Source organism: Azospirillum formosense (genome assembly GCF_040500525.1).
GTDB classification, from domain to species: Bacteria; Pseudomonadota; Alphaproteobacteria; order Azospirillales; family Azospirillaceae; genus Azospirillum; species Azospirillum formosense_A.
Genome location: NZ_CP159402.1, coordinates 2,093,976 through 2,113,067, shown reverse-complemented (window position 1 = coordinate 2,113,067; position 19,092 = coordinate 2,093,976). Strand labels below are relative to the sequence as shown.

At 69.2% G+C, this 19,092-nt stretch carries 22 protein-coding genes and 1 tRNA gene; 12 read left to right on the top strand and 11 right to left on the bottom strand.

All coding sequences use genetic code 11. The features are described 5' to 3' along the window. Window position 1: 1 nt before the first annotated feature. Entirely contained in the window at window positions 2-970 is a 969-nt protein-coding gene (locus ABVN73_RS10070; RefSeq protein WP_353857869.1) for a YVTN family beta-propeller repeat protein, read from the bottom strand. Between the two features lie 39 nt (window positions 971-1,009). Next, entirely contained in the window at window positions 1,010-2,179 is a 1,170-nt protein-coding gene (locus tag ABVN73_RS10065; protein ID WP_353857868.1) for an ABC transporter substrate-binding protein, read from the bottom strand. A gap of 264 nt (window positions 2,180-2,443) precedes the next feature. Here ABVN73_RS10065 and pedF point away from each other — a divergent pair, with 264 nt between their 5' ends. The 6 genes from pedF (at window position 2,444) to ABVN73_RS10035 (ending at window position 8,619) form a co-directional block, all read left to right on the top strand. Beyond that, complete coding sequence (gene pedF, locus ABVN73_RS10060) at window positions 2,444-2,887, top strand: cytochrome c-550 PedF (RefSeq protein ID WP_353857867.1); 444 nt, start codon at window positions 2,444-2,446, stop codon at window positions 2,885-2,887. Continuing rightward, window positions 2,884-3,774, top strand: a complete 891-nt coding sequence (locus tag ABVN73_RS10055; RefSeq protein WP_353857866.1) for a transporter substrate-binding domain-containing protein — start codon at window positions 2,884-2,886, stop codon at window positions 3,772-3,774. Before pedF ends, ABVN73_RS10055 begins: the two co-directional genes overlap by 4 nt. 161 nt (window positions 3,775-3,935) lie before the next feature. Beyond that, window positions 3,936-4,763 (top strand): quinoprotein dehydrogenase-associated SoxYZ-like carrier, encoded by an 828-nt coding sequence (locus ABVN73_RS10050; protein WP_353857865.1) that lies wholly within the window; start codon window positions 3,936-3,938, stop codon window positions 4,761-4,763. Further along, entirely contained in the window at window positions 4,760-5,692 is a 933-nt protein-coding gene (locus tag ABVN73_RS10045; protein WP_353857864.1) for a quinoprotein relay system zinc metallohydrolase 1, read from the top strand. Before ABVN73_RS10050 ends, ABVN73_RS10045 begins: the two co-directional genes overlap by 4 nt. A gap of 272 nt (window positions 5,693-5,964) precedes the next feature. Next, on the top strand, window positions 5,965-7,728 hold the full coding sequence (locus ABVN73_RS10040) for a methanol/ethanol family PQQ-dependent dehydrogenase (protein ID WP_353857863.1): 1,764 nt from the start codon (window positions 5,965-5,967) through the stop codon (window positions 7,726-7,728). A 225-nt stretch (window positions 7,729-7,953) separates the two neighbouring features. Next, window positions 7,954-8,619, top strand: coding sequence for a response regulator transcription factor (locus ABVN73_RS10035; protein ID WP_145622721.1), 666 nt, complete (start codon window positions 7,954-7,956; stop codon window positions 8,617-8,619). A 34-nt stretch (window positions 8,620-8,653) separates the two neighbouring features. On the opposite strand, the gene ABVN73_RS10030 is transcribed toward ABVN73_RS10035, so the two are convergent. The 4 genes from ABVN73_RS10030 to ABVN73_RS10015 all read right to left on the bottom strand — a co-directional run bounded on the left by ABVN73_RS10030 (window position 8,654) and on the right by ABVN73_RS10015 (window position 11,623). Further along, window positions 8,654-9,088: a hypothetical protein gene (locus tag ABVN73_RS10030; protein WP_353857862.1), complete on the bottom strand. Its 435-nt coding sequence runs from the start codon at window positions 9,086-9,088 to the stop codon at window positions 8,654-8,656. Between the two features lie 90 nt (window positions 9,089-9,178). Then, window positions 9,179-9,988: an ABC transporter ATP-binding protein gene (locus ABVN73_RS10025; protein WP_353857861.1), complete on the bottom strand. Its 810-nt coding sequence runs from the start codon at window positions 9,986-9,988 to the stop codon at window positions 9,179-9,181. Continuing rightward, window positions 9,879-10,637 carry an ABC transporter permease gene (locus ABVN73_RS10020; RefSeq protein WP_353857860.1) on the bottom strand — a complete coding sequence of 253 codons (759 nt, stop codon included), beginning with the start codon at window positions 10,635-10,637 and terminating at the stop codon, window positions 9,879-9,881. The genes ABVN73_RS10025 and ABVN73_RS10020 overlap by 110 nt, the downstream gene beginning before the upstream one ends. Next, complete coding sequence (locus ABVN73_RS10015; protein ID WP_353857859.1) at window positions 10,637-11,623, bottom strand: ABC transporter substrate-binding protein; 987 nt, start codon at window positions 11,621-11,623, stop codon at window positions 10,637-10,639. The genes ABVN73_RS10020 and ABVN73_RS10015 overlap by 1 nt, the downstream gene beginning before the upstream one ends. A 426-nt stretch (window positions 11,624-12,049) precedes the next feature. Here ABVN73_RS10015 and ABVN73_RS10010 point away from each other — a divergent pair, with 426 nt between their 5' ends. Continuing rightward, window positions 12,050-12,637 (top strand): PQQ-dependent catabolism-associated CXXCW motif protein, encoded by a 588-nt coding sequence (locus ABVN73_RS10010; RefSeq protein WP_353857858.1) that lies wholly within the window; start codon window positions 12,050-12,052, stop codon window positions 12,635-12,637. A gap of 15 nt (window positions 12,638-12,652) precedes the next feature. Here ABVN73_RS10010 and ABVN73_RS10005 read toward each other — a convergent pair whose 3' ends face one another. The 3 genes from ABVN73_RS10005 to ABVN73_RS09995 all read right to left on the bottom strand — a co-directional run bounded on the left by ABVN73_RS10005 (window position 12,653) and on the right by ABVN73_RS09995 (window position 13,841). Then, complete coding sequence (locus tag ABVN73_RS10005; protein WP_014241321.1) at window positions 12,653-13,045, bottom strand: c-type cytochrome; 393 nt, start codon at window positions 13,043-13,045, stop codon at window positions 12,653-12,655. Window positions 13,046-13,196: 151 nt separating this feature from the next. Further along, complete coding sequence (locus tag ABVN73_RS10000) at window positions 13,197-13,592, bottom strand: cupin domain-containing protein (RefSeq protein ID WP_353857857.1); 396 nt, start codon at window positions 13,590-13,592, stop codon at window positions 13,197-13,199. 162 nt (window positions 13,593-13,754) lie between these two features. After that, window positions 13,755-13,841: transfer RNA gene (locus tag ABVN73_RS09995), tRNA-Leu, on the bottom strand. 137 nt (window positions 13,842-13,978) lie between these two features. On the opposite strand from ABVN73_RS09995, the gene ABVN73_RS09990 reads away from it, so the two are divergent. Further along, window positions 13,979-14,509, top strand: coding sequence for a disulfide bond formation protein B (locus ABVN73_RS09990; protein WP_353857856.1), 531 nt, complete (start codon window positions 13,979-13,981; stop codon window positions 14,507-14,509). Further along, entirely contained in the window at window positions 14,506-15,126 is a 621-nt protein-coding gene (locus ABVN73_RS09985) for a demethoxyubiquinone hydroxylase family protein (protein WP_353857855.1), read from the top strand. The genes ABVN73_RS09990 and ABVN73_RS09985 overlap by 4 nt, the downstream gene beginning before the upstream one ends. Window positions 15,127-15,163: 37 nt before the next feature. Here the strand turns inward: ABVN73_RS09985 and ABVN73_RS09980 are convergent, their stop codons facing one another. Beyond that, on the bottom strand, window positions 15,164-15,316 hold the full coding sequence (locus ABVN73_RS09980) for a DUF1289 domain-containing protein (protein ID WP_353857854.1): 153 nt from the start codon (window positions 15,314-15,316) through the stop codon (window positions 15,164-15,166). A 42-nt stretch (window positions 15,317-15,358) separates the two neighbouring features. Beyond that, window positions 15,359-15,922: an HNH endonuclease gene (locus ABVN73_RS09975; protein ID WP_038526361.1), complete on the bottom strand. Its 564-nt coding sequence runs from the start codon at window positions 15,920-15,922 to the stop codon at window positions 15,359-15,361. A 343-nt stretch (window positions 15,923-16,265) separates the two neighbouring features. Between ABVN73_RS09975 and ABVN73_RS09970 the strand changes: the two genes are divergently transcribed. The 3 genes from ABVN73_RS09970 (at window position 16,266) to ABVN73_RS09960 (ending at window position 19,091) form a co-directional block, all read left to right on the top strand. Beyond that, complete coding sequence (locus tag ABVN73_RS09970) at window positions 16,266-16,433, top strand: hypothetical protein (protein ID WP_014241314.1); 168 nt, start codon at window positions 16,266-16,268, stop codon at window positions 16,431-16,433. 76 nt (window positions 16,434-16,509) lie between these two features. Beyond that, complete coding sequence (gene gluQRS, locus ABVN73_RS09965) at window positions 16,510-17,361, top strand: tRNA glutamyl-Q(34) synthetase GluQRS (RefSeq protein ID WP_353857853.1); 852 nt, start codon at window positions 16,510-16,512, stop codon at window positions 17,359-17,361. 167 nt (window positions 17,362-17,528) lie between these two features. Next, window positions 17,529-19,091 carry an ATP-binding protein gene (locus ABVN73_RS09960; protein WP_353857852.1) on the top strand — a complete coding sequence of 521 codons (1,563 nt, stop codon included), beginning with the start codon at window positions 17,529-17,531 and terminating at the stop codon, window positions 19,089-19,091. Window position 19,092 lies beyond the last annotated feature (1 nt).

Here is a 19,092-nt window from a genome sequence, read left to right as displayed (position 1 = left end):
CTCAGCCCTTCACCGCGACGCCCCAGGGGTAGCGGCCGACCTTGATCGACTTGACGACCTTCAGGCTGTCCACGTCGATCACCGACACGTCGCCCGAGACGCCGTTGGTGGCGTAGAGCCGCTTCTGGTCGGGCGACAGGTCGAGCTGCCAGACGCGGCGGCCGACCAGCAGATAGTCCTTCACCGCGAAAGTCTGGGCATCCACCACCGCGACGTGGTTGGCCGGGCCGAGCGCCACGAAGGCGTAGCGCCCGTCGTCGGTCAGCTTGATTCCCACGGGCTGGATGCGGTCCTGCGGCACGCCCTTGATCTTGAAGCGGATGGTCTGCGCCACCTTGCGGTCGGCCGTGTCGATCACCGACAGGGTGCCGCCGATCTCCGCCGACACCCACAGGCGGCCGCCGTCCTTGCTGAACTGGGCGTAGCGCGGGCGGGCGTCGACCAGCGTGTTGTCGACGACGGCGCGCTTCTCCGTGTCGATCCAATGGACCATGTTCGTCGTCTCCGACGTGTTCACCGCCCATTTGCCGTCGGGGCTGACCGCCATGCCTTCCGGCTCCACGCCGACATCCACCTGATAGGCGACGCGGCGGCTGGGCACGTCCACGATGGTGACGACGTTGCTCTCCTCGTTGGCGATGAACAGCTGCTTGCCGTCGGGGTGCAGGGCGAACAGCTCCGGGTCCTCGCCCGAAGGCAGGTTGTGCAGGATCTTTTTGGTCGCGAGGTCCATCACCTGCACCGTGTCGTCGTCGCTGGCGCAGATGTAGAGATGCTTGCCGTCCGCGCTCAGCGTGATGCCGCGGGGGCGCCGCCCGACCTTCACCGTCTCCGTCACCGTCAGCGTCGCGCCGTCGATGATGGACAGGGTGTTGTCCTTCTCGTTCGAGACATAGACGGTCTCCGCCAAGGCGGGGACGGCGCAGCCGGCCAGCAGCGCGGCGAGGAGAAGGGAGCGGGCGGTGGTCATCGGGGCGACGTCCTCTTTGGCGGAAATGTTGGAGATGGGTCAGCGGCGGCAACCCGTTTCGGGCTGGTCTTGGCCCAGCGTGTCGAGTTCGGTCCGGGGGTGCAGGAAGCCGTCCTGCGGCGAGACGGACACCAGCGAGCGGTCGGCGGCGAGAAGCACCGGTTGGCGGAGCTGCCCGTCCCAGCTGCGGAAGGACAGCGGCACGCCCTTGAAGGCGGCCAGCGTGAAGTCCGGACCGCGGATGTGGGCGGCCAGCGCCGCGGGGTCGGTGGAGCGGGTGCGGGTCGCCGCCTCGCCCACCGCGCGGATGGCCGCCCAGACCGCGTGGTCGCGGGGCAGCATGGTGCGCTGGGCGGCGGCCTTGAAGCGGGACTGGAGCTGCGCGGCCCCCCACGCCTCGTGGGCGCGGTGCCAGTTGGTGGGGACGAGGCCCTGCGTGCCGGCGACCGGGCGCGGCTCCCAGGTGCGGTACAGGACGTAGTCGCCGAAATCGCCGATCTCGTCGGCGACGATCACCACGTCGTGCCGCTTGCCCTGGGTGAAGACCGGCATTTCGGCCTGGGCGGTGCGGCGGGCGTCGTGGTCCTCGCTCCAGGTCTTCTCCTCCACCACTTCAGCGCCGAAGCGCTTGGCGGCCCGCTTCACCGCGGCGGCGTAGAGCCGGTCCTCGGGCCGGGTGCCGACGATCAGCAGCCATTTCGTCCAGCGCTTCACCGCCAGATACTGGGCCAGCGCGTCGGCCAGCATGGCGCGGTCGGGGGCGGTGTGCAGCAGGTTGGGCGCGCACAGCGCGTTGCGCAGGCTGTCGTCGGTGGAGCCGGCGTTGAACAGCAGCAGGTTCGCGGCCTCCGGCAGGCGGGCCAGCGCGCCGGGCGTCTCGCCGGGCAGGTCCAGCACGACGATGCGGTGCCCGGCGGCGGCGAGGTCGCGCAGCGCCTGCGCCGGGTCGCCGTCGATAGGGACGGTCACCGCCTCCAGCGCGAAGCGCTGCTTGAGGAAGCGGCCCGTGCTGTTGTTGTCCGCCACGGCGAGACGGGCGCCGGCCAATCCTTCGTCGGCAGGCGGTTCGTCGAGGTTGGACAGGGCGGGGGGATGCTCGATCGCCTGCGTCAGGTAGGCGATGCGGACGGTCGAGAGGTCTGCGGATGCTTCCTGCGAAAAGGCGGCCGGCGAGGCGCACAGCCCGCCGGCCAGCAAGGCGATCTGCATCAAGGAGGGTAACCATAGGCTGAAACGCATCGCGGGTTTGCACTCGCTCGGTTTCGGGAGGCCAGGGTATCCCCGCTGGGCGGCGTCCCGGAATGCAACTTTGGTACGATTGCGCGGGCGGAAAATGGCGTTTCGGTCCGAACGCGGGGGCCGGCGCGCACGGTTGCTACCAAAGTCCAATTATTGGCGTCGCGGACCGCCCGCTATGCTCCGGGGCAACGGACAACGCTCCCTTCGCATCTTCTCTGAATGAGGACGCCCCTTATGAACGCACGGCTTCTCCGGCTTGCAGTGGCCGGTTTCCTGACCGGCGCGGCCGCCGTCGCCTCCACGGTTGTCCCCACGGCGGCCTTCGCCCATGGCGACGTGACGCCCCAGGCCGTGGACACCACCGGCCTCGACAAGCTGGGCGAGGACTGGCGCGACGCGAACCCCTACCGCGGCAACCCGCGGGCGATCGAGATCGGCGCCTCCGCCTTCAACCAGAACTGTGCGCGCTGCCACGGGCTGGGCGCGGTGTCGGGCGGCATCGCCCCGGACCTGCGCTATCTGGAGAAGGGCGACGCCGGGGACGAGTGGTTCAAGGAGCGGGTGACCAACGGCTCGATCCGCAACGGCGTCACCTACATGCCGCGCTTCGGCGAGGCGCTGGGGCAGGAGGCGCTGTGGGCCATCCGGTCGTGGCTGGAGACGGTGCACGAGGAATGACGGTGCTTGGAACGAAGGCGCTTGGAGCGAAGGCGCTCCCGACGCGGCGCCACCTGCTGTCCTTCGCCGCCGCCGCGCTGGCCGCCGGGGTTCTCCCCCGGCGCGCCGGCGCGCGCCCGTTGGACGATGTTGTGGCCGCCGGGCGGCTGATGGTCGCGGTCTATCGCGACAACCCGCCCTTCTCCCACCGCAAGGGCGGCGCCCTGGTCGGCGTGGACGTTGACCTCGCCCGCGCCATCGCCGGGCGGCTGGGCGTCGGCGTCGAGTTCATGGAGCTGACCGCCGGGGAAACCGTGTCGGACGACCTACGCAACGCGGTGTGGCGCGGCCCGGTTGTCGGGGGCGGCGTGGCCGACGTGATGATGCATGTGCCCTATCAGAAGGAGTTCGCGCTGCGCAACCCGGAGGCCGTGCTGTTCGGCCCCTACCAGCGGGAGGGCTTCGCGCTGGCCCGCAACCCGATGCGCATGACCCAGCCGATGCTGGCCTCCCTGCCCGACGAGCCGGTGGGGGTGGAGATCGACAGCATCCCCGACTTCTACCTGCTGGGAGCCTTCGGCGGGCGGCTGCGCGAGCGTCTGGTCCATTTCATGACGATCCCCGAGGCGGTCGAGGCCCTGGTCAAGGGCGACGTCGCCGCCGTCGTCGCGACGCAGAGCCAGGTGGAGGCCGCGTTGGGTGACCGCGCCGCCGGCTTCCCGATCACGCCCGTGACCTTTCCCGGCATGATGGCGTCGAGCTGGGACATCGGCATGGCGGTGAAGGAGAACTCCCGCGACCTCGCCTACGCGGTGGGCGACGCGGTGACCGCGATGTTGGAGGACGGGACGCTGCCGGAGATTTTCCGGAAGCACGGGGTGACTCACAACGCGATTCCGGTGGAGTAGGGCTCCGCGGCCCCCTCCCTAGCCCTCCCCCGCTTTTGCGGGAGAGGGGACTGCCGCCGCTTCTGCCCAAATTCCCTCCCTCGCCAAAGGCGGGGGAGGGTTAGGGAGGGGGCAAAGGCTGTGGAGGCAAAAAGGCTGTCAAGAATCGGGAGGGACCAAAGGTGAAGACCGTTCTGAATGTCCTTGCGCTCCTGGCCGCGCTCTCCGGCCCAGCCCTGTCCGTCCAGGCTGTGGCCGGCCCGCCGGACCCCGCCGACCCGTTGGCCTCGGTTATGTGGGACGTGCTGCGGCCGGAGCTGTTCGGCACGGCCCCCGTGCAATTCGACGACCGCGTGACCGTCACCGCCCCCGACAAAGCCGAGAACGCCGCCGCCGTCCCGGTGATGGCCGACGCCACGGCGCTCGGCGCGGTCGAGGAGATGGTGCTGTTCGCCGACCTCAACCCCTTTCCGGTCATCCTGCGCTTCCAGCCGCTGGCGGCGAAGCCGGTGATCGCCACGCGCTTCAAGGTGCAGCAGGCCACGCCGCTGCGCGCCGCCGCGCGCACGCCGGACGGGGTGTGGCACATCGGCGGCAAGCTGCTCGACGCGGCGGGCGGCGGCTGCACCGCGCCGCCCGCGACCTACGCCGCCGCCGATTGGGCCGACCATGTGGGGGAGGTTCAGGGCCGCGCCTGGGCGCCGGCCGGTGAGGGCGCCGGTGGGGACAAGGCGACGCGCGTCCGCTTCCTCGTCCGCCATCCCATGGACACCGGTCTGGTCGCCGGCATCCCCGCCTATTTCATCGAGGCGCTGACCCTGCGCGACGCCGACGGGCGGGCGCTGGCCCGGCTGCAGACGGCGGAACCGTTGTCGGAGAACCCCGTCTTCACGCTGGAGGTGCAGCCCGCAGCGGGCGCGCGCAGCCTGACGCTCGACGGGCGCGACAACCAGGGCGGCGAGGTCAAGGCGGCCATCCCGCTCCCCTGGGTGCAGGGAGCGCTGCCATGAGAGCGCTTCTCGCCCTTCTCCTGCTGGTCGTCTCCGCCGCGCCAGGCTGGGCCGCCGGCCCGCTGACCTATAATTTGAAGCCCGTCGCCATCGCGCCGGACACCTGGGTCTTCGAGGGCACGCGGGAGCATTTCACCCGCACCAACGGCGGCAACATCCTCAACCCCGGCTTCATCGTGACCGACGACGGGGTGATCGTGATCCAGACCGGCCCGTCGCGCCGCTTCGGCGAGGAGATGCGCGCGGCCATCGCCACGGTCACCGACAAGCCGATCCGCAAGGTCTTCATCAGCAACCTCCATCCAGACTATTGGCTGGGCAACCGCGCCTTCGCCGACGTGCCCATCGCAGCCCTCCCCGGCACCATCGAGGGCATCAAGGCCGAGGGGCAGGGGATGACCGAGAACATGTACCGCCTCGTCGGCGACTGGATGCGCGGCACCGAGCCGCTGGTCCCGACCGAGACGGTCTATGGCTCCACCGTCGTCTTCGGCGCGCACCGGCTGCGGCTGATCCCGCTGGAGGGCCACACCGCCGCCGACCTCGCCATTCTGGACGAGACGACGGGCGTGCTGTTCGCCGGCGGAGTCGTCTTTTCCGACCGGACGCCGACGACGCCCCACGCCGACATCGGCCAATGGCTGGCGGCACTGGATGCCCTGGACGCGCTGAAGGTGACGGTTCTGGTGCCCAACCACGGGCGCATCCGCTCCGACACGGCGGCCATCGCCCAGACCCGCGACTGGCTGACCTGGCTGGGCCGTAGCCTGCGCGAGCGGGCGGAGGCCGGGGCCGACATGGCCGAGCTGCTCGACGCGCCGATCCCCGAGCGCTTCGCCGGGATGGGCGTGCTCCGTGAGGAGTATCGGCGCTCGGTCTCCCACCTCTGGCCGCGGATCGAGAAGGCCGTGCTGCCGCGGGTCAATTAAAGCCGTTCGTAATGAAACGGTTCCCGTCGTCCAGCAGAACGCTCCGCCCATCCTACTATTTGCCAATGGACCCCATCCAGGGCGCCGGTAAACTGCTTTACTGTCAAAAGGATAAGGGCTTCGCAATACCGCGTCGCCCCGCGTCGAACCCCTGATTGTTCCGAAAAGAAGCCGAGGCCGGGCGGACGAAGCGGGCGGGTTCCGCCAATTCGTCTGCGCATGATCTCTGCCCGCGACTCCGGCTGTCCATTCCCCTGGGAGGTACCCGCACCATGAAGCGTCTCTTCCGCACCTGCCTTCTTGCAAGCGCCATGGCCGCCGGCCTTGGCCTGAGCGGCCCCGCGCTGGCCGCCGCGCCGGTCGCTGGCGGGCCGAGCAACGACGACCTGCTGAACGACGCCAAGTCGACGGGCGACGTCCTGACCTACGGCATGGGTCCCCAGGCGCAGCGCTTCAGCCCGCTCGACAAGCTGAACCCGGACACCGTCAAGGGGCTGGTGCCGGTGTGGTCCTTCTCCTTCGGTGGCGAGAAGCAACGCGGGCAGGAGTCGCAGCCGCTCATCCATGACGGCACGATCTACGTCACCGGCTCCTACTCGCGCCTCTACGCCGTGGACGTGAAGACCGGCCAGAAGAAGTGGCAGTACGACCACCGCCTGCCGGAAGGCATCATGCCCTGCTGCGACGTGGTGAACCGCGGCGCCGCGCTCTACAAGGACAAGATCTATTTCGCGACGCTGGACGCCCGTCTGGTCGCGCTGAACAAGGACACCGGCAAGGTCGTCTGGTCCAAGAAGATCGAGGACTACAAGGCCGGCTATTCGGCGACCGCCGCCCCGCTGATCGTCGACGGCAAGGTCATCACCGGCAATTCCGGCGGCGAGTTCGGCATCATCGGCATGGTCGAGGCCCGCGACGCCGAGACGGGCGAGCTGGTCTGGCAGCGTCCGACCATCGAGGGCAACATGGGCACCCTCAACGGCAAGGAATCGACCATGACCGGCGTGATGAACGCCAGCTGGTCGGGGGATCTCTACAAGACCGGCGGCGGCGCGACCTGGCTGGGCGGCACCTACGACCCAGAGACCAAGACGCTGTTCTTCGGCACCGGCAACCCGGCGCCCTGGAACTCGCACCTGCGTCCGGGCGACAACCTCTACACCTCCTCGACGCTGGCCATCGACCCGGCCAACGGCGACATCAAGTGGCACTACCAGACCACGCCGCACGACGGCTGGGATTTCGACGGCGTGAACGAGCTGGTGTCCTTCGACCTGAAGAAGGACGGGCAGACCATCAAGGCCGGCGCCAAGGCCGACCGCAACGGCTTCTTCTACGTGCTTGACCGCACCAACGGGAAGCTGCTCAGCGCCTCGCCCTTCGTGACCAAGATCACCTGGGCCAAGGAGATCGACCTGAAGACCGGGCGGCCGGTCTACAACGACGACAACCGTCCGGGCACCCCCGTCGGCGCCGAGAAGGGCACGTCGGTCTTCGCCGCTCCGGCCTTCCTCGGCGCCAAGAACTGGATGCCGATGGCCTACAGCCCGGCGACTGAGCTGTTCTACGTCCCGGCCAACGAGTGGGGCATGGACATCTGGAACGAGCCGATCACCTACAAGAAGGGCGCCGCCTATCTGGGCGCCGGCTTCACCATCAAGCCGCTCTACGACGACTACATCGGCGCGCTGCGCGCCATCGACCCGAAGACCGGCAAGATCGTCTGGGAATACAAGAACCCGGCGCCGCTGTGGGGCGGCGTGCTGACCACCGGCGGCAACCTCGTCTTCACCGGCACGCCGGAGGGCTATCTGAAGGCCTTCGACGCCAAGTCCGGCAAGGAGGTCTGGAAGTTCAACACCGGCTCCGGCGTCGTCGGCTCCCCGGTCACCTGGGAACAGGACGGCGAGCAGTATGTGGCCGTGGTCTCCGGCTGGGGCGGTGCGGTGCCGCTGTGGGGCGGCGACGTCGCCAAGCTGGTCAAGGACATCAACCAGGGCGGCTCCCTCTGGGTCTTCAAGCTGCCGAAGGCCTGACACGGAAACCCCGTGCCGTGACCGCATCAGGAAAGGCGGCCCGAAGGGTTCGGGCCGCCTTTTCTTGCGAACCGCTTGCAACAGGATTTGGAGCAGGATGTGGAACGGAATTGCCTACGATCGGCTGTTTTGGGGAATACCCGTTCCCGTCCTTGCGCATTCTTGAACAGTCCGGCATGATCTCTCTCGGAAACGCCCCGAAACGATGAGCGTGGGAACCACGCCATGAGCCGAATTCTGATCGCGGACGATCATCCGCTGGTGCGCGACGCCCTGCGCAGCGCCGTCCTCTATTCCTGCCAGGCGCAGGAGATCCACGAGGCCGGTTGCCTGGACGAAACCATCTCCATCCTCGACTCCATGCACAGCGGCAAGGGGGAGCCGGACCTCGTCCTGCTCGACCTCAACATGCCGGGCATGAACGGGCTGACCGGGCTGATCGCCCTGCGCCGCCGCTTCCCGGCCATCCCCGTCGCCGTGGTCTCGGCGCACGAGGACCGCAAGGTGATGCTGGAGGCGGTGCGCTGCGGCGCCGCCGGCTTCATCCCGAAATCGACGCCGCGGGACGCCATCGCCGGCGCGCTGCGCCAGATCCTGGCCGGGGAGGTCTATCTGCCCGCCTCGGTCGAGGAGGGGGCCGCGGCGGAGGACGAGGAGACGGCGGAGATCGCCCGCCGCCTGTCCACCCTGACGGCGCAGCAGCTCCGCGTGCTGGAGATGCTGGGCACCGGCAAGCTGAACAAGGAAATCGCCTATGAGCTGAGCATCACGGAAACCACCGTGAAGGCCCACGTCTCGGCGATCCTGCAAAAACTGAAGGTCTACAGCCGCACCCAGGCCGTGGTCTTCGCCAACCGCCTGCAACTGGAAAAGGCCCGCTTCGGCATCTGACCGGGCGGGCCTTTTTCCGTTCAGCCTCAACCGTTCAGCGGTTCCGCATCCGCCGCGCGTCCGCGGCGGCGCGCGCCGCCTCCTGTCCCGGATCGCCCCGCCCGAAGCCGAGCGGCACGGGGCTGTCGAGCCAGCCGAAGCCGTCCAGGGCGTGGCCGTCGAATTCCGCCCAGTCCGACCAGTCCTTGTCCTTGCTGCGCCGTTTCGCCTCGGCCTTGCGCACGGCGCGCCGGGCCTCCAGGCCGGGGTCGCGCCGCCCCAGCTCCTCGTCGCGCGTCGTCCGTTCGATGATGACGATGGACGACCCGGTGACGGGATCGCCGATGATCACCCGATCGCGAGCCCGGTCGGCGTGGTTGGGGCCGGAACCGTGCTGGTCGAGGATCACGATTTCCCCGGCGCGCGCCGCGCCGGACAGGAGCGCCAGGCCGGCGCCCAGCAACAATAGAGGAAAGAACAGGGTGCGCATGGTCGTCTCCGCCGGTTTCGTCGCAGCGGGACAGACTGCGCCCGGCGGGTGGCGGCGGGTGTGAGCCGCTTCACAGGTTCGGCGAAAGAGTCAGGCGATCAGCCGGAAGGCCGGATCGGGCCGGACCAGCAGCTCCGCCCGCACGCGCTCGACCAGCGCGTCGTCGCGCAAGGCGCGCGGCGTTTCCAGCGGCACCTCCGCAGCCACCCGCGTCGGACCGGGAGCCATCACCAGGATGCGGTCGGCCAGCTGGATCGCCTCGCGCAAATTGTGGGTGACGAACAGCACGGTGGCCGGGGAACGCTCCAGCATCGTGGCGAGGAGGGCGCGCATCCGCTGCGCCGTCGGCTCGTCCAGCGAGACGAAGGGCTCGTCCATCAGCAGCAGGCCGGGCTCCACCGCGAAGGCGCGGGCCAGGGCCACCCGCCGCGCCATGCCGCCGGACAGGCGGCCCGGATATTCGTCGGCCACCGCCTCCAGCCCCATGGCGGCCAGCCAGCGCTCCGCCGTCCCGTCGCTCCGCCGCGCCTTGGGCAGCACCAGCGCCACGTTCTGCCGCACCGTGCGCCAGGGCAGCAGGCGGGGCGTCTGGAACACGCAGCCGAGCACCGGCTCCGGCCCGCCGAAGTCGAGCGTTCCGTCGAAATCACGGTCCAGCCCGGCGGCGATGGTCAGCGCCGTCGTTTTGCCGCAGCCGGACGGGCCGACCAGCGCCAGGAATTCGCCCGGCGCGGCCGTCAGCGACAGGCCGCGGATGACCTCCCGCCCGGCGAAGCGTTTGGAGCGGATCTCAAGCCTCAGCGCGCACCGGCCGCCAGCGGGTGAGCCGCTGCTCGACGGGTTGCAGGACGCACAGCTCGAGAAGTTGGACGACGGCCACGAAGGCGACGGTGTACGCAAGAATGCCGGCCACATCGAACATCTGGAAGTAGAGGTGGATCTGGAATCCCACCCCGTCGCTGCGGCCCAGAAGCTCGACCACCAGCACGATCTTCCAGATCAGCGCAAGGCCGGACCGCGCCGCCGCGGCGAAGTAAGGGGTGAGCTGGGGCAGCAGCACATGGCGCAGCACGTCCGACCGCGCCATGCGGAAGGTCCGCGCCATCTCGACATACTGCTCGTCGATGGCGCGCGTCCCTTCGCGCAGGACGACCACGACGTTGGGGATCTTGTTGACGGCGACCGCGCCGACCGCCGCCGCCTCGGTCAGGCCGAACCAGACATAGGCGAGCACGATCACGACCAGCGCCGGGATGTTCAGGAACACGGTCAGCCACAGCCCGAACAGCCGGTCCGCCGTCGCCGAGCGGCCGAGCAGAATGCCCAGCGCCGACCCGATGGACATGGCGATGACGAAGGCCGCGGCCATGCGCGCCAGCGTGATCCCCAGGTGATGGAACAGCGCGCCGTCCGCCGCCTCGCGGACCAGGACGGACATCACGGCGGCGGGGCCGGGCAGGCTGCGGCTGGCGGCCAGTTCGGCGGCGACGGCCCACAGCCCGACCAGCAGAGCCAGCGACAGGACCGGGGCCAGCCGCCGCCACCGCATCAGAAGCGGACTCCCGGCCAGAAGGTGCCGTCCGGCAGGGCCATGGCGGTGCCCACCAGTTCCCGCCCGCCGAGCTTGGCCATCAACCCGTAGAGCCTGGCCGCGGCCTCCCGCTCCTCTTCCGTCCAGCGCTGCGGGATGCCGGCGCGGAACTGGTCGCGCAGCGCCGCCCAGGTCGCCTCGTCCTCCGCCTTCATCAGCGGGCGCAGCCGGTCCCACTCCGCGTCCGATCGCGCCATGATCGCCTTGGCCTTGCGCGAGGCGGCGACGAAGGCGTCGAGCGCCGCCGGGTTGGCCCTGGCCCATCCCTCATGGAAGACGAAGCCGACCGCCGGCACCTGGGCCGACAGGCCGAGGTCCCGCATCATTCCGTCCACCCCGATGACCGTCCGCATCCCCGCCGCCTGGAGGCGGGCGGCGTAGGGCCAGAAATTCAGCACGGCGTCCAACTCCCCCGTCGCGGCCTTCTGGTTGAGCAGGGGCGGGGCGGCGAAGACCGGTGTCGCCGCAGCGTCGAGGTCGAGCGCGTAGCGGTCGCGGGCAAGCGCCTTCAGCAGCAGCCAGCTCTTGTCGATGGGGGTTCCGGCGACGCCGATGCGTCGGCCCTTCAGGTCGGCGACGGAGGCGATGGGGGAGGCCGCCGGCACCATCAGCGCGCCGACCGCCGCGGAATGGGGGATGAAGGTCAGGTCGGCCCCCGCCGCGCGCTGGCGGGCCACCCACAGCCAGTCGCTGGCGATCATGTCGACCGCGCCGCCCTGCAGGGCGATCTGCGCCGCTTGGCCGCTCGCCAGCTCCATCAGCTTCAGCTCGAAGCCGGCGGCCTCGTCCAGCCGGTGGTGGCGGATGACATCCAGCTCCCAACTGACCGTGCCGAATTTCAGCACCCCGATGGTCACTGTCGGGCGCTCCGCCGCACGCGCCACGGAGGCGACGCAGACCAGCGCCAGCACAAGCAGCAGGCGGGCGAAGGGGATCAGGCGCATGGCACTGCCCCTGCGTCAAAAATTGCATTTGTGTGGACGGTGGTTCGCGTCATGGTTGCGCGGTGGACCGGGCGGCGGATTGGCCACCGCCCGTGTCCCATCACAAGGAGGTGTGGAGGATGGAAAAGATCCTCACTCTCCTGATCCTGCTGCTTCGGGTGATCAAGGACATCCTTGACCTCCTGAACCGCTAAGGATCGGGCCGGGAGGCAGGGGTCTAGCCACCCTTGTCTCCCTAGCCTGATGATGATGCGTCCTGCGGTCGTTTGCAAGGCAGGCCTCTGCGGTGCGGTGGCGCAGCGGAACGCGGGAATCCCACGGTCGCGAATCCATGGTGGCGAACGGTGAGCTTAGGCCCCGTCCACCGGTCCCCGGTATTCGACTATCGGGCAACTTGACCCTGTCGGGCACGGGGGGATTTCGTGGATGCCGCAGAACAATGGGGGAGGGAACGTGGTGCGCGCAGGATGGCTGGGCGCCGCCGGGCTGGCGCTCTTGCTGGCCGGGCCGGCGGGAGGCGCCGCGGCGGACGCGGTCCCGGTGCCGGACGGCTACCGGATGACCGAATACCGGTCGCCGACCCCGGCCTCGCTGCCCGGGGCCGAGACGGTGGACACGGCGCGGGCCCGCGCTCTGGTGGAGTCGGGTGCGGCTCTTCCCATCAACGTGATGAAGCTGGACCGCAGCACGCTGCCCGGCGGTCCCTGGCTGGTGCCGAAGCCCTTTCCGCAGATTCCCGGCAGCGTCTGGCTGCCCAACGTCGGGCTTGGGGCGTTGACGCCGGAACTGGAGGGCTATTTCCGGTCCAACCTGGAGCGGCTGACCGGTGGCGACCGCGGGCGCGGCCTGCTGTTCTACTGTCTGGCGGATTGCTGGATGTCGTGGAACGCGGGCAAGCGCGCCCTGGAGATGGGCTACCGCCGGGTCCTGTGGTACCGCGACGGGGCGGACGGCTGGGCCGAGGCGGGACTGCCGACCGAGGACGGGAAGCCGGTTGCGGTCGCCGCACCGTAACCGGCTTGTCGATGCTTACTGCTTCAGCGACTTCAGGAAGGCGATCAGGTAGTCCTGCTCCGCCGGGTCGGTGATGGCGACGTGGCGCATGCGAGTGCCCGGCACGAAATTGTCGTTGCCGGCGATCCAGTGGCGCAGGTTGTCCTCGGTCCAGGTGATGTTGGACGTCTTCAGCGCGTTGGAATAGTCGAAGCGCGGGATCGAGCCCGCCTTGCGCCCGACGACGTTGTACAGGCTCGGGCCGAAGGCGTTCTTGCTGGAGTCCAGCGAATGGCAGGCCGCGCACTGATGGAAGATCTGCTTGCCGGCGGCCTCCTCGGCCGTCTTGGGCTGCGGCCCGCTTTCGGCGTTGGCGGTGCCGGCGGCAAGCAGAAGGGCGGCGGCGATGACGAATCTGGAAACGGTCATGTGAGATGGCTCCCCAGCCAGGACTCCGCGGCGCCGGTCGCGGCGGCGGTCGATGCCGCGCATTTTAAGGGGCTGGGTCGGGCCGCCGAATTGGACTTTGGAACAAGCCCGCAAACGCAATGAGGTTTTGGGGCGGGCCGGTCCCGCCGCCTCACCCCCCGTACTGCTCGTCGGTGACCTTCTCCATCCAGTCGACGGCCTTGCCGTCCAGCTGCTCCTGGATGGCGATGTGGGTCATGAATATGGTCGGCGACGCGCCGTGCCAGTGCTTCTCGCCGGGGGGAAACCAGACGACGTCGCCGGGCCGGATTTCCTCGATGGGGCCGCCTTCGCGCTGGACCCGGCCGACGCCGGCGGTGACGATCAGGGTCTGCCCCAGGGGATGGGTGTGCCACGCCGTGCGGGCGCCGGGTTCGAAGGTGACGCTGGCTGCCGCGGTGCGGGCCGGGGCGTCGGTCTGGACGATGGGGTCGATGCGGACGGTGCCGGTGAACCAGTCGGCCGGCCCGGTGACGGATGGCTGGGTGCCAACCCGGGTGATCTGCATGGTGGAACCCTCCGATGATCGCCCCAGGGGGGCGCGGTCGTCGTGCCGCCACTCTATCGGGGACCGTCGATGCGGATTAGACCGGCGGCGTCACATGCCGTCATGAACCGCGTTCATGAATGAAAGGCACGGGTGCGTGGGGGAGGAGTCCACGGGAGGGGGTGGTGCGGGCGGTCGGACTCGAACCGACATATCCGTGAGGACGGCGGATTTTGAGTCCGCTGCGTCTACCAATTCCGCCACGCCCGCACGGTGCCTGCCGGACCCGGCGCGCGTGGCGACCGGTGCCCGCTATATAGAGGGGAAATGGCCCCGGGACAAAGTGTTTTGTGCGGATGCGTCGGCGTGTCTGGCCTAAGCCTGTGGGGCGCGCTAATCTCACCCGCATGATGAACCGCCTCCCCATCGACGATCCGCGCTACACCGCCGGGCTTCTGGCCATCGCCAGCGCCGGCGTGCTGGCCGCCGCGCTGTTTTTCCAGTTCGCGCTGGGCTACCAGCCCTGCGTCCTGTGCCTGTGGCAGCGCGTGCCCTACGGCGCGGTGATGGCCTTCGGCATCGTCACGCTGCTGTTCCGCCAGTGGCGCGGGCTGGGCGACGCGCTGCTGGTGGCGAGCGGGCTGGCCCTGCTGGCCGGCGCCGGGATCGCCGCCTATCATGTGGGGGTGGAGCAGCATTGGTGGGCCGGCACCTCGGCCTGCGGCGCTGGCGGAGGACGCGCGCCCCAGACGCTGGAGGAATTGCGCGCCCAGGTGCTCGCCGCCCCGGTCACCCGCTGCGACGAAGTGGCGTGGTCGCTGTTCGGGATTTCGATGGCGGGCTACAACGTCGTGATTTCGCTGGCGCTGTCCGCCTTCGCCTTCGTGGCGGCCCGCGCCGCCTACATCCGGACCTCGGTTTCCAGGACCTTCGCATGACCCCGCCCGACAGCACCGCCGCCGCTTCGCCCGCCGCCGCTCCGTCCACCGGCGAGTCCACCGTCCACCGTCCCCGCCCGCGCGGGCGCCTGCCCGGCGACCCGACTCCGGAACAGCGGCTGGCGCGGATCGTGCGCGTGGACCATGCCGGCGAGTACGGCGCCAAGCGCATCTACGAAGGCCAGCTCTCCGTCATGAGCCGGGGCCGGCACGCCAAGACCCTGCGCCATATGGCCGATCAGGAGCTGGAGCATCTCCGGTATTTCGAGAAGCAGCTCGTCGCCCGTCAGGTTCGCCCGACCGTGCTGCAGCCGCTGTGGCACGTCGCCGGCTTCCTGCTCGGGGCCGGCACCGCGGTGATGGGCGAGCGGGCGGCCATGGCCTGCACCGTCGCCGTCGAGCAGGTCATCGACGGCCATTACGAGGCGCAGCTGAAGCACCTCGGCCCGGAGGAGGAGGAGTTGAAGACCTCCATCCTCAAGTTCCAGGCGGAGGAGGTGGAGCACCGCGACATCGGGCTGCTCAACGGCGCCGAACAGGCCCCGGCCTATCCGGTGCTGTCCGCCGCCATCAAGGCCGGCACCAAGGCGGTCATCTGGGTGGCAGAGCGCGTGTAACGGGCGCGGGTGTGACGGGCGGCCGGTGGACAGGACTTCAGCCGGCCTGACCGTCCGCTTCGGTCTTCGTGGGGGTGGGCGCCGGAGCGGGCGGAACGCCGTAGATCTCGTCCTCGCTCCGCCCGCAGCCTTCGCAATAGCCATCCGCGCCGATGATGCAGATGCCCACGCAGGGGTTTTCGTCGTCCATACCCAAATCGTCCTCGGTCCGGCCTTCTCGATCGCGGCGTTTCTACATCGGATCGAGTTCGGTGTCCCAATAAAGAAAATCCCGCCAACTTTCATGAAGGAAGTTTGGCGGGAATGCACGTCCGTTCTCTTGAAGCTGGTAGGCACTCGGCTGGAACGGGGGACTGAGGGGGATCATGCCGCAACTGTGCGGCAGCCTGTTTCCCTTCGCCAGATTGCAGGCCGAGCAGGAGGTGACGACGTTGTCCCAGGTGGTGCGCCCGCCGCGCGACCGTGGGATGACGTGGTCGAAGGTCAGTTCCTGCGTGGGAAAGTGGTGGCCGCAATACTGGCAGGTGAAGCGGTCGCGCAGGAAGACGTTGAAACGGGTGAAGGCCGGCCGCCGCGTCGCCGGGATGAACTCCTTCAACGAAATGACGCTCGGCAGCTTGACCTCGAAGGTGGGGGAGCGGACGACGCGGTCATATTCGGAGATGATGTTCACCCGGTCCAGAAAGACGGCCTTGACCGCCTCCTGCCAGGACCAAAGCGACAGAGGGAAGTAGCTGAGCGGCCGGAAGTCGGCGTTCAGCACCAGGGCCGGACAGTGATCGGGTGGTGGAGCCAATGGCCACTCCCTTATCTGAAACGTGTCTGGAACCTTAGTCTGCTGTTCCGCCCCCTTGCGGGATGACACGCCGCCGGGTGACCGGAACACCAGATACATAGTTGATTTGTGCTTCGAACTCAATATGTCGCGCCGCACTGCGTCATTTCTTCACGATCCCGTAACCCTTTCGATGGGCGGGGGCCCGGTCTTGCCGGCGGTCCGGAAGATGTCTCCCGGCCGGCCTGTGACATTTGGTTGTGCAGCCTTGATCGTGCATTTTCCGACATCGTGGTTACTGTGCGTTAACCATGCTCTGAGATGGTGGCGGCGCCTTAGGGGGACGCTTTCGAAGGGAACATCCATGAGCGCCACGATCATCGACCTTGCCGAGAAGCGCGCCGAGCGCGAGGAGCGCGACCGCCAGCGCCGCATCGACGCCTTCGACCGCGAACTGCGCCGCCGCCTCGCCATGTATCTGGAGGGCGAGGACATTCCGGTCGAGCCCATCAAGGACAACCCCTACATCTGAGCCCCGCCGTCTGCCTCTTCCATCCGCGGCGCCCGACCCACATGCAGGCTGGGCGCGGTTGGGGTATAAGGCGGGAATGACCGACGTCGTCACCCGCTTCGCGCCGAGCCCGACCGGCCATCTCCATCTCGGGCACGCCCATTCCGCTCTGTTCGGCTGGACCACCGCCCGCAAGGCCGGGGGGCGTTTCCTGCTGCGCATCGAAGACATCGACCCGCAGCGCTGCCGTCCGGAGTTCGACCGCGACCTGCGCGAGGATCTGGCCTGGCTGGGCTTGGCCTGGGAAGAGCCGGTGCGCCGCCAGTCGGAGCATCTGGACGATCACCGCTCCGCCCTGGCGCGGCTTCGCGATCTGGGGGTCGTCTACCCCTGCTTCTGCACCCGCAAGGACATCGCCGCGGAAATCACCCGCGCCGGCCACGCGCCGCATGGGCCGGACGGCCCGCTCTATCCCGGCACCTGCCGCGGCCTGTCGGAGATGGAGCGCCAGCACCGCATCGCCGTGGGCGCCGCCTATGCCCTGCGGCTGGACGTGACGAGGGCCATGGCCATGACCGGGCCGCTGCGCTGGCATGACCGGCGGCGCGGCTGGCAGGACGCCACGCCGGGCCTCCTCGGCGACGTCGTGCTGGCCCGCAAGGATGTTCCGACGAGCTATCATCTGGCGGTCACCGTGGATGACCACCTTCAAAGCGTGACGCTGGTGACCCGTGGCGAAGACCTCTTTTTCGCGACTCACGTGCATCGCCTTCTTCAGGAACTCCTTCGAGTCGCTCCTCCCGAGTATCATCATCACCCTTTGCTCGTGAATGAGCGGGGCGAGCGCCTTGCCAAGCGCGACAACGCCAAGACCTTGCGATCGCTTCGGGAATCGGGGCAAACGGCGGCGGCGGTGCGTGCTCTGGCCGGCTTTCCGGAAGAGTTATGATCTACCACCAACTGTGTATTACAAGGATTGCCGCGCTATCCGTTTGAGGCGAGTCGCCTGGAATCTCCTTCCTCTTGCACGTATCTTTTGAATCGCGACTGATTGTTTTTCGCCCAGACGATTGGCGCCAAACGGTCGGTCGGCTTGCAATCCGAAGGGGGCAAGCGATGCGGGAGGAGGATGTGGCGGAAAACGGCCGTGGCCCCGCCGATCCCGCCGGGCTGCGGCGGGTTTTCGACACGATCGGCGTGGCGGTGGCCCTGCTCGACCGGCAGGGGCGCATTGCCGATCTCAACGCGGCGATGCAGCGTGCCATCGGCTGCCCGCAGGATCTGCTGATCGGGCAACCCATGGCCGGCGCCTTCGTCTGGGGCGGCCGGGAGGGCGCGGCGGACCGCTTCGCCCAGGCTTTGGCCGCCGCGGCCCGCGGGCTGGTCCAGGAACTGACCCTGACCGGCGACGGAACCTGGTACGACATCGTGCTGACGCCGCTTCCGGCGGCGGGCGGCGGGGAGCCGGCGGGCATCGTCATGACCGCGGCGGATTCCGGCCGCCGCATGGCCGTGGAGGCGCGGCTGCGCGGGCAGGAGGAGCGCCTGCGCGTCGCGCGGGACGAGGTGGCGCGCGCCGGACAGGCCAAGGTCCGCTTCCTGGCCGCCGCCAGCCACGACCTGCGCCAGCCCGCCCAGTCGCTAACCCTGTTCGGCGCGGTCCTGGCGGAGCGGCTGGCCGGTCATCCGCAGCTGCCCCTGGTCCAGACGATGAATCGGGCGGTCGAAGCGATGCGCGGCCTGCTCGACGCGCTGCTGGACGTGGCCCGGCTCGACTCCGGGATCGTGTCGCCCGATCCGGCGCCCTTCGCGCTGACCGAGATGATGGCGCGCCTGGAGGCCGACTATGGTCCGCGCGCCGCCGCCAAGGGCCTGAAGCTGCGGGTGCGTCCGCTCAAGCTGCAGGTCCGCAGCGACGCCACGCTGCTGGAACGGCTGCTGCGCCACCTGCTCGACAACGCGGTGCGCTACACGGCGTCGGGCGGCGTGCTTCTGGGGTGCCGGCGGCGCGGCATGATGCTGTGCATCGAAGTAGCGGACACGGGCGTCGGCATTCCCGCCGACAAGCTCGATGAGATTTTCGAGGAGTTCGTCCAGCTCGGCAACGCCGAACGCGACCGCAGCCGCGGCCTCGGCCTCGGGCTGGCGGTGGTGAAGCGGCTGTCGCATCTGCTCGGCCTGCCGGTCCGCGTGCGGTCGCGGCCCGGACGGGGCACATGCTTTACGGTGGAGGTTCCCTTGCACGCTTCCTGGAATCCCAACGCGACGGAACGCGCCGTGCCGTCGCTGGACCGTCCCGGCGCGCTGGCCCTGATCATCGACGACGAGGAGCTGATCCTGCAGAGCCTGCGGCTGGTTCTGGAGCAGTGGGGGTGGGACGTGCTGGCGGCCGCATCGGGGGAGGAGGCGTTGCGCCAGCTCGACGGGGCGGAGCGGCTTCCCGACGTCATCATCGCCGACTACCGCCTGCGCTACGGCCGGACGGGGGTGGACGCGATCCGCGACATCCACGCCTTCGCCGGGGACCTCATCCCGGCGATCCTGCTGACCGGCGACACCAGCCCCGACCGCATCCGGGAGGCGCGGCGCAGCGGCTTCACCGTCCTGCACAAGCCGGTCACCCTGTCCGAGCTGTCGTCCCATCTGGAGGAGGCGAGGGCGCGCGCCGCGGCGGAGTGAC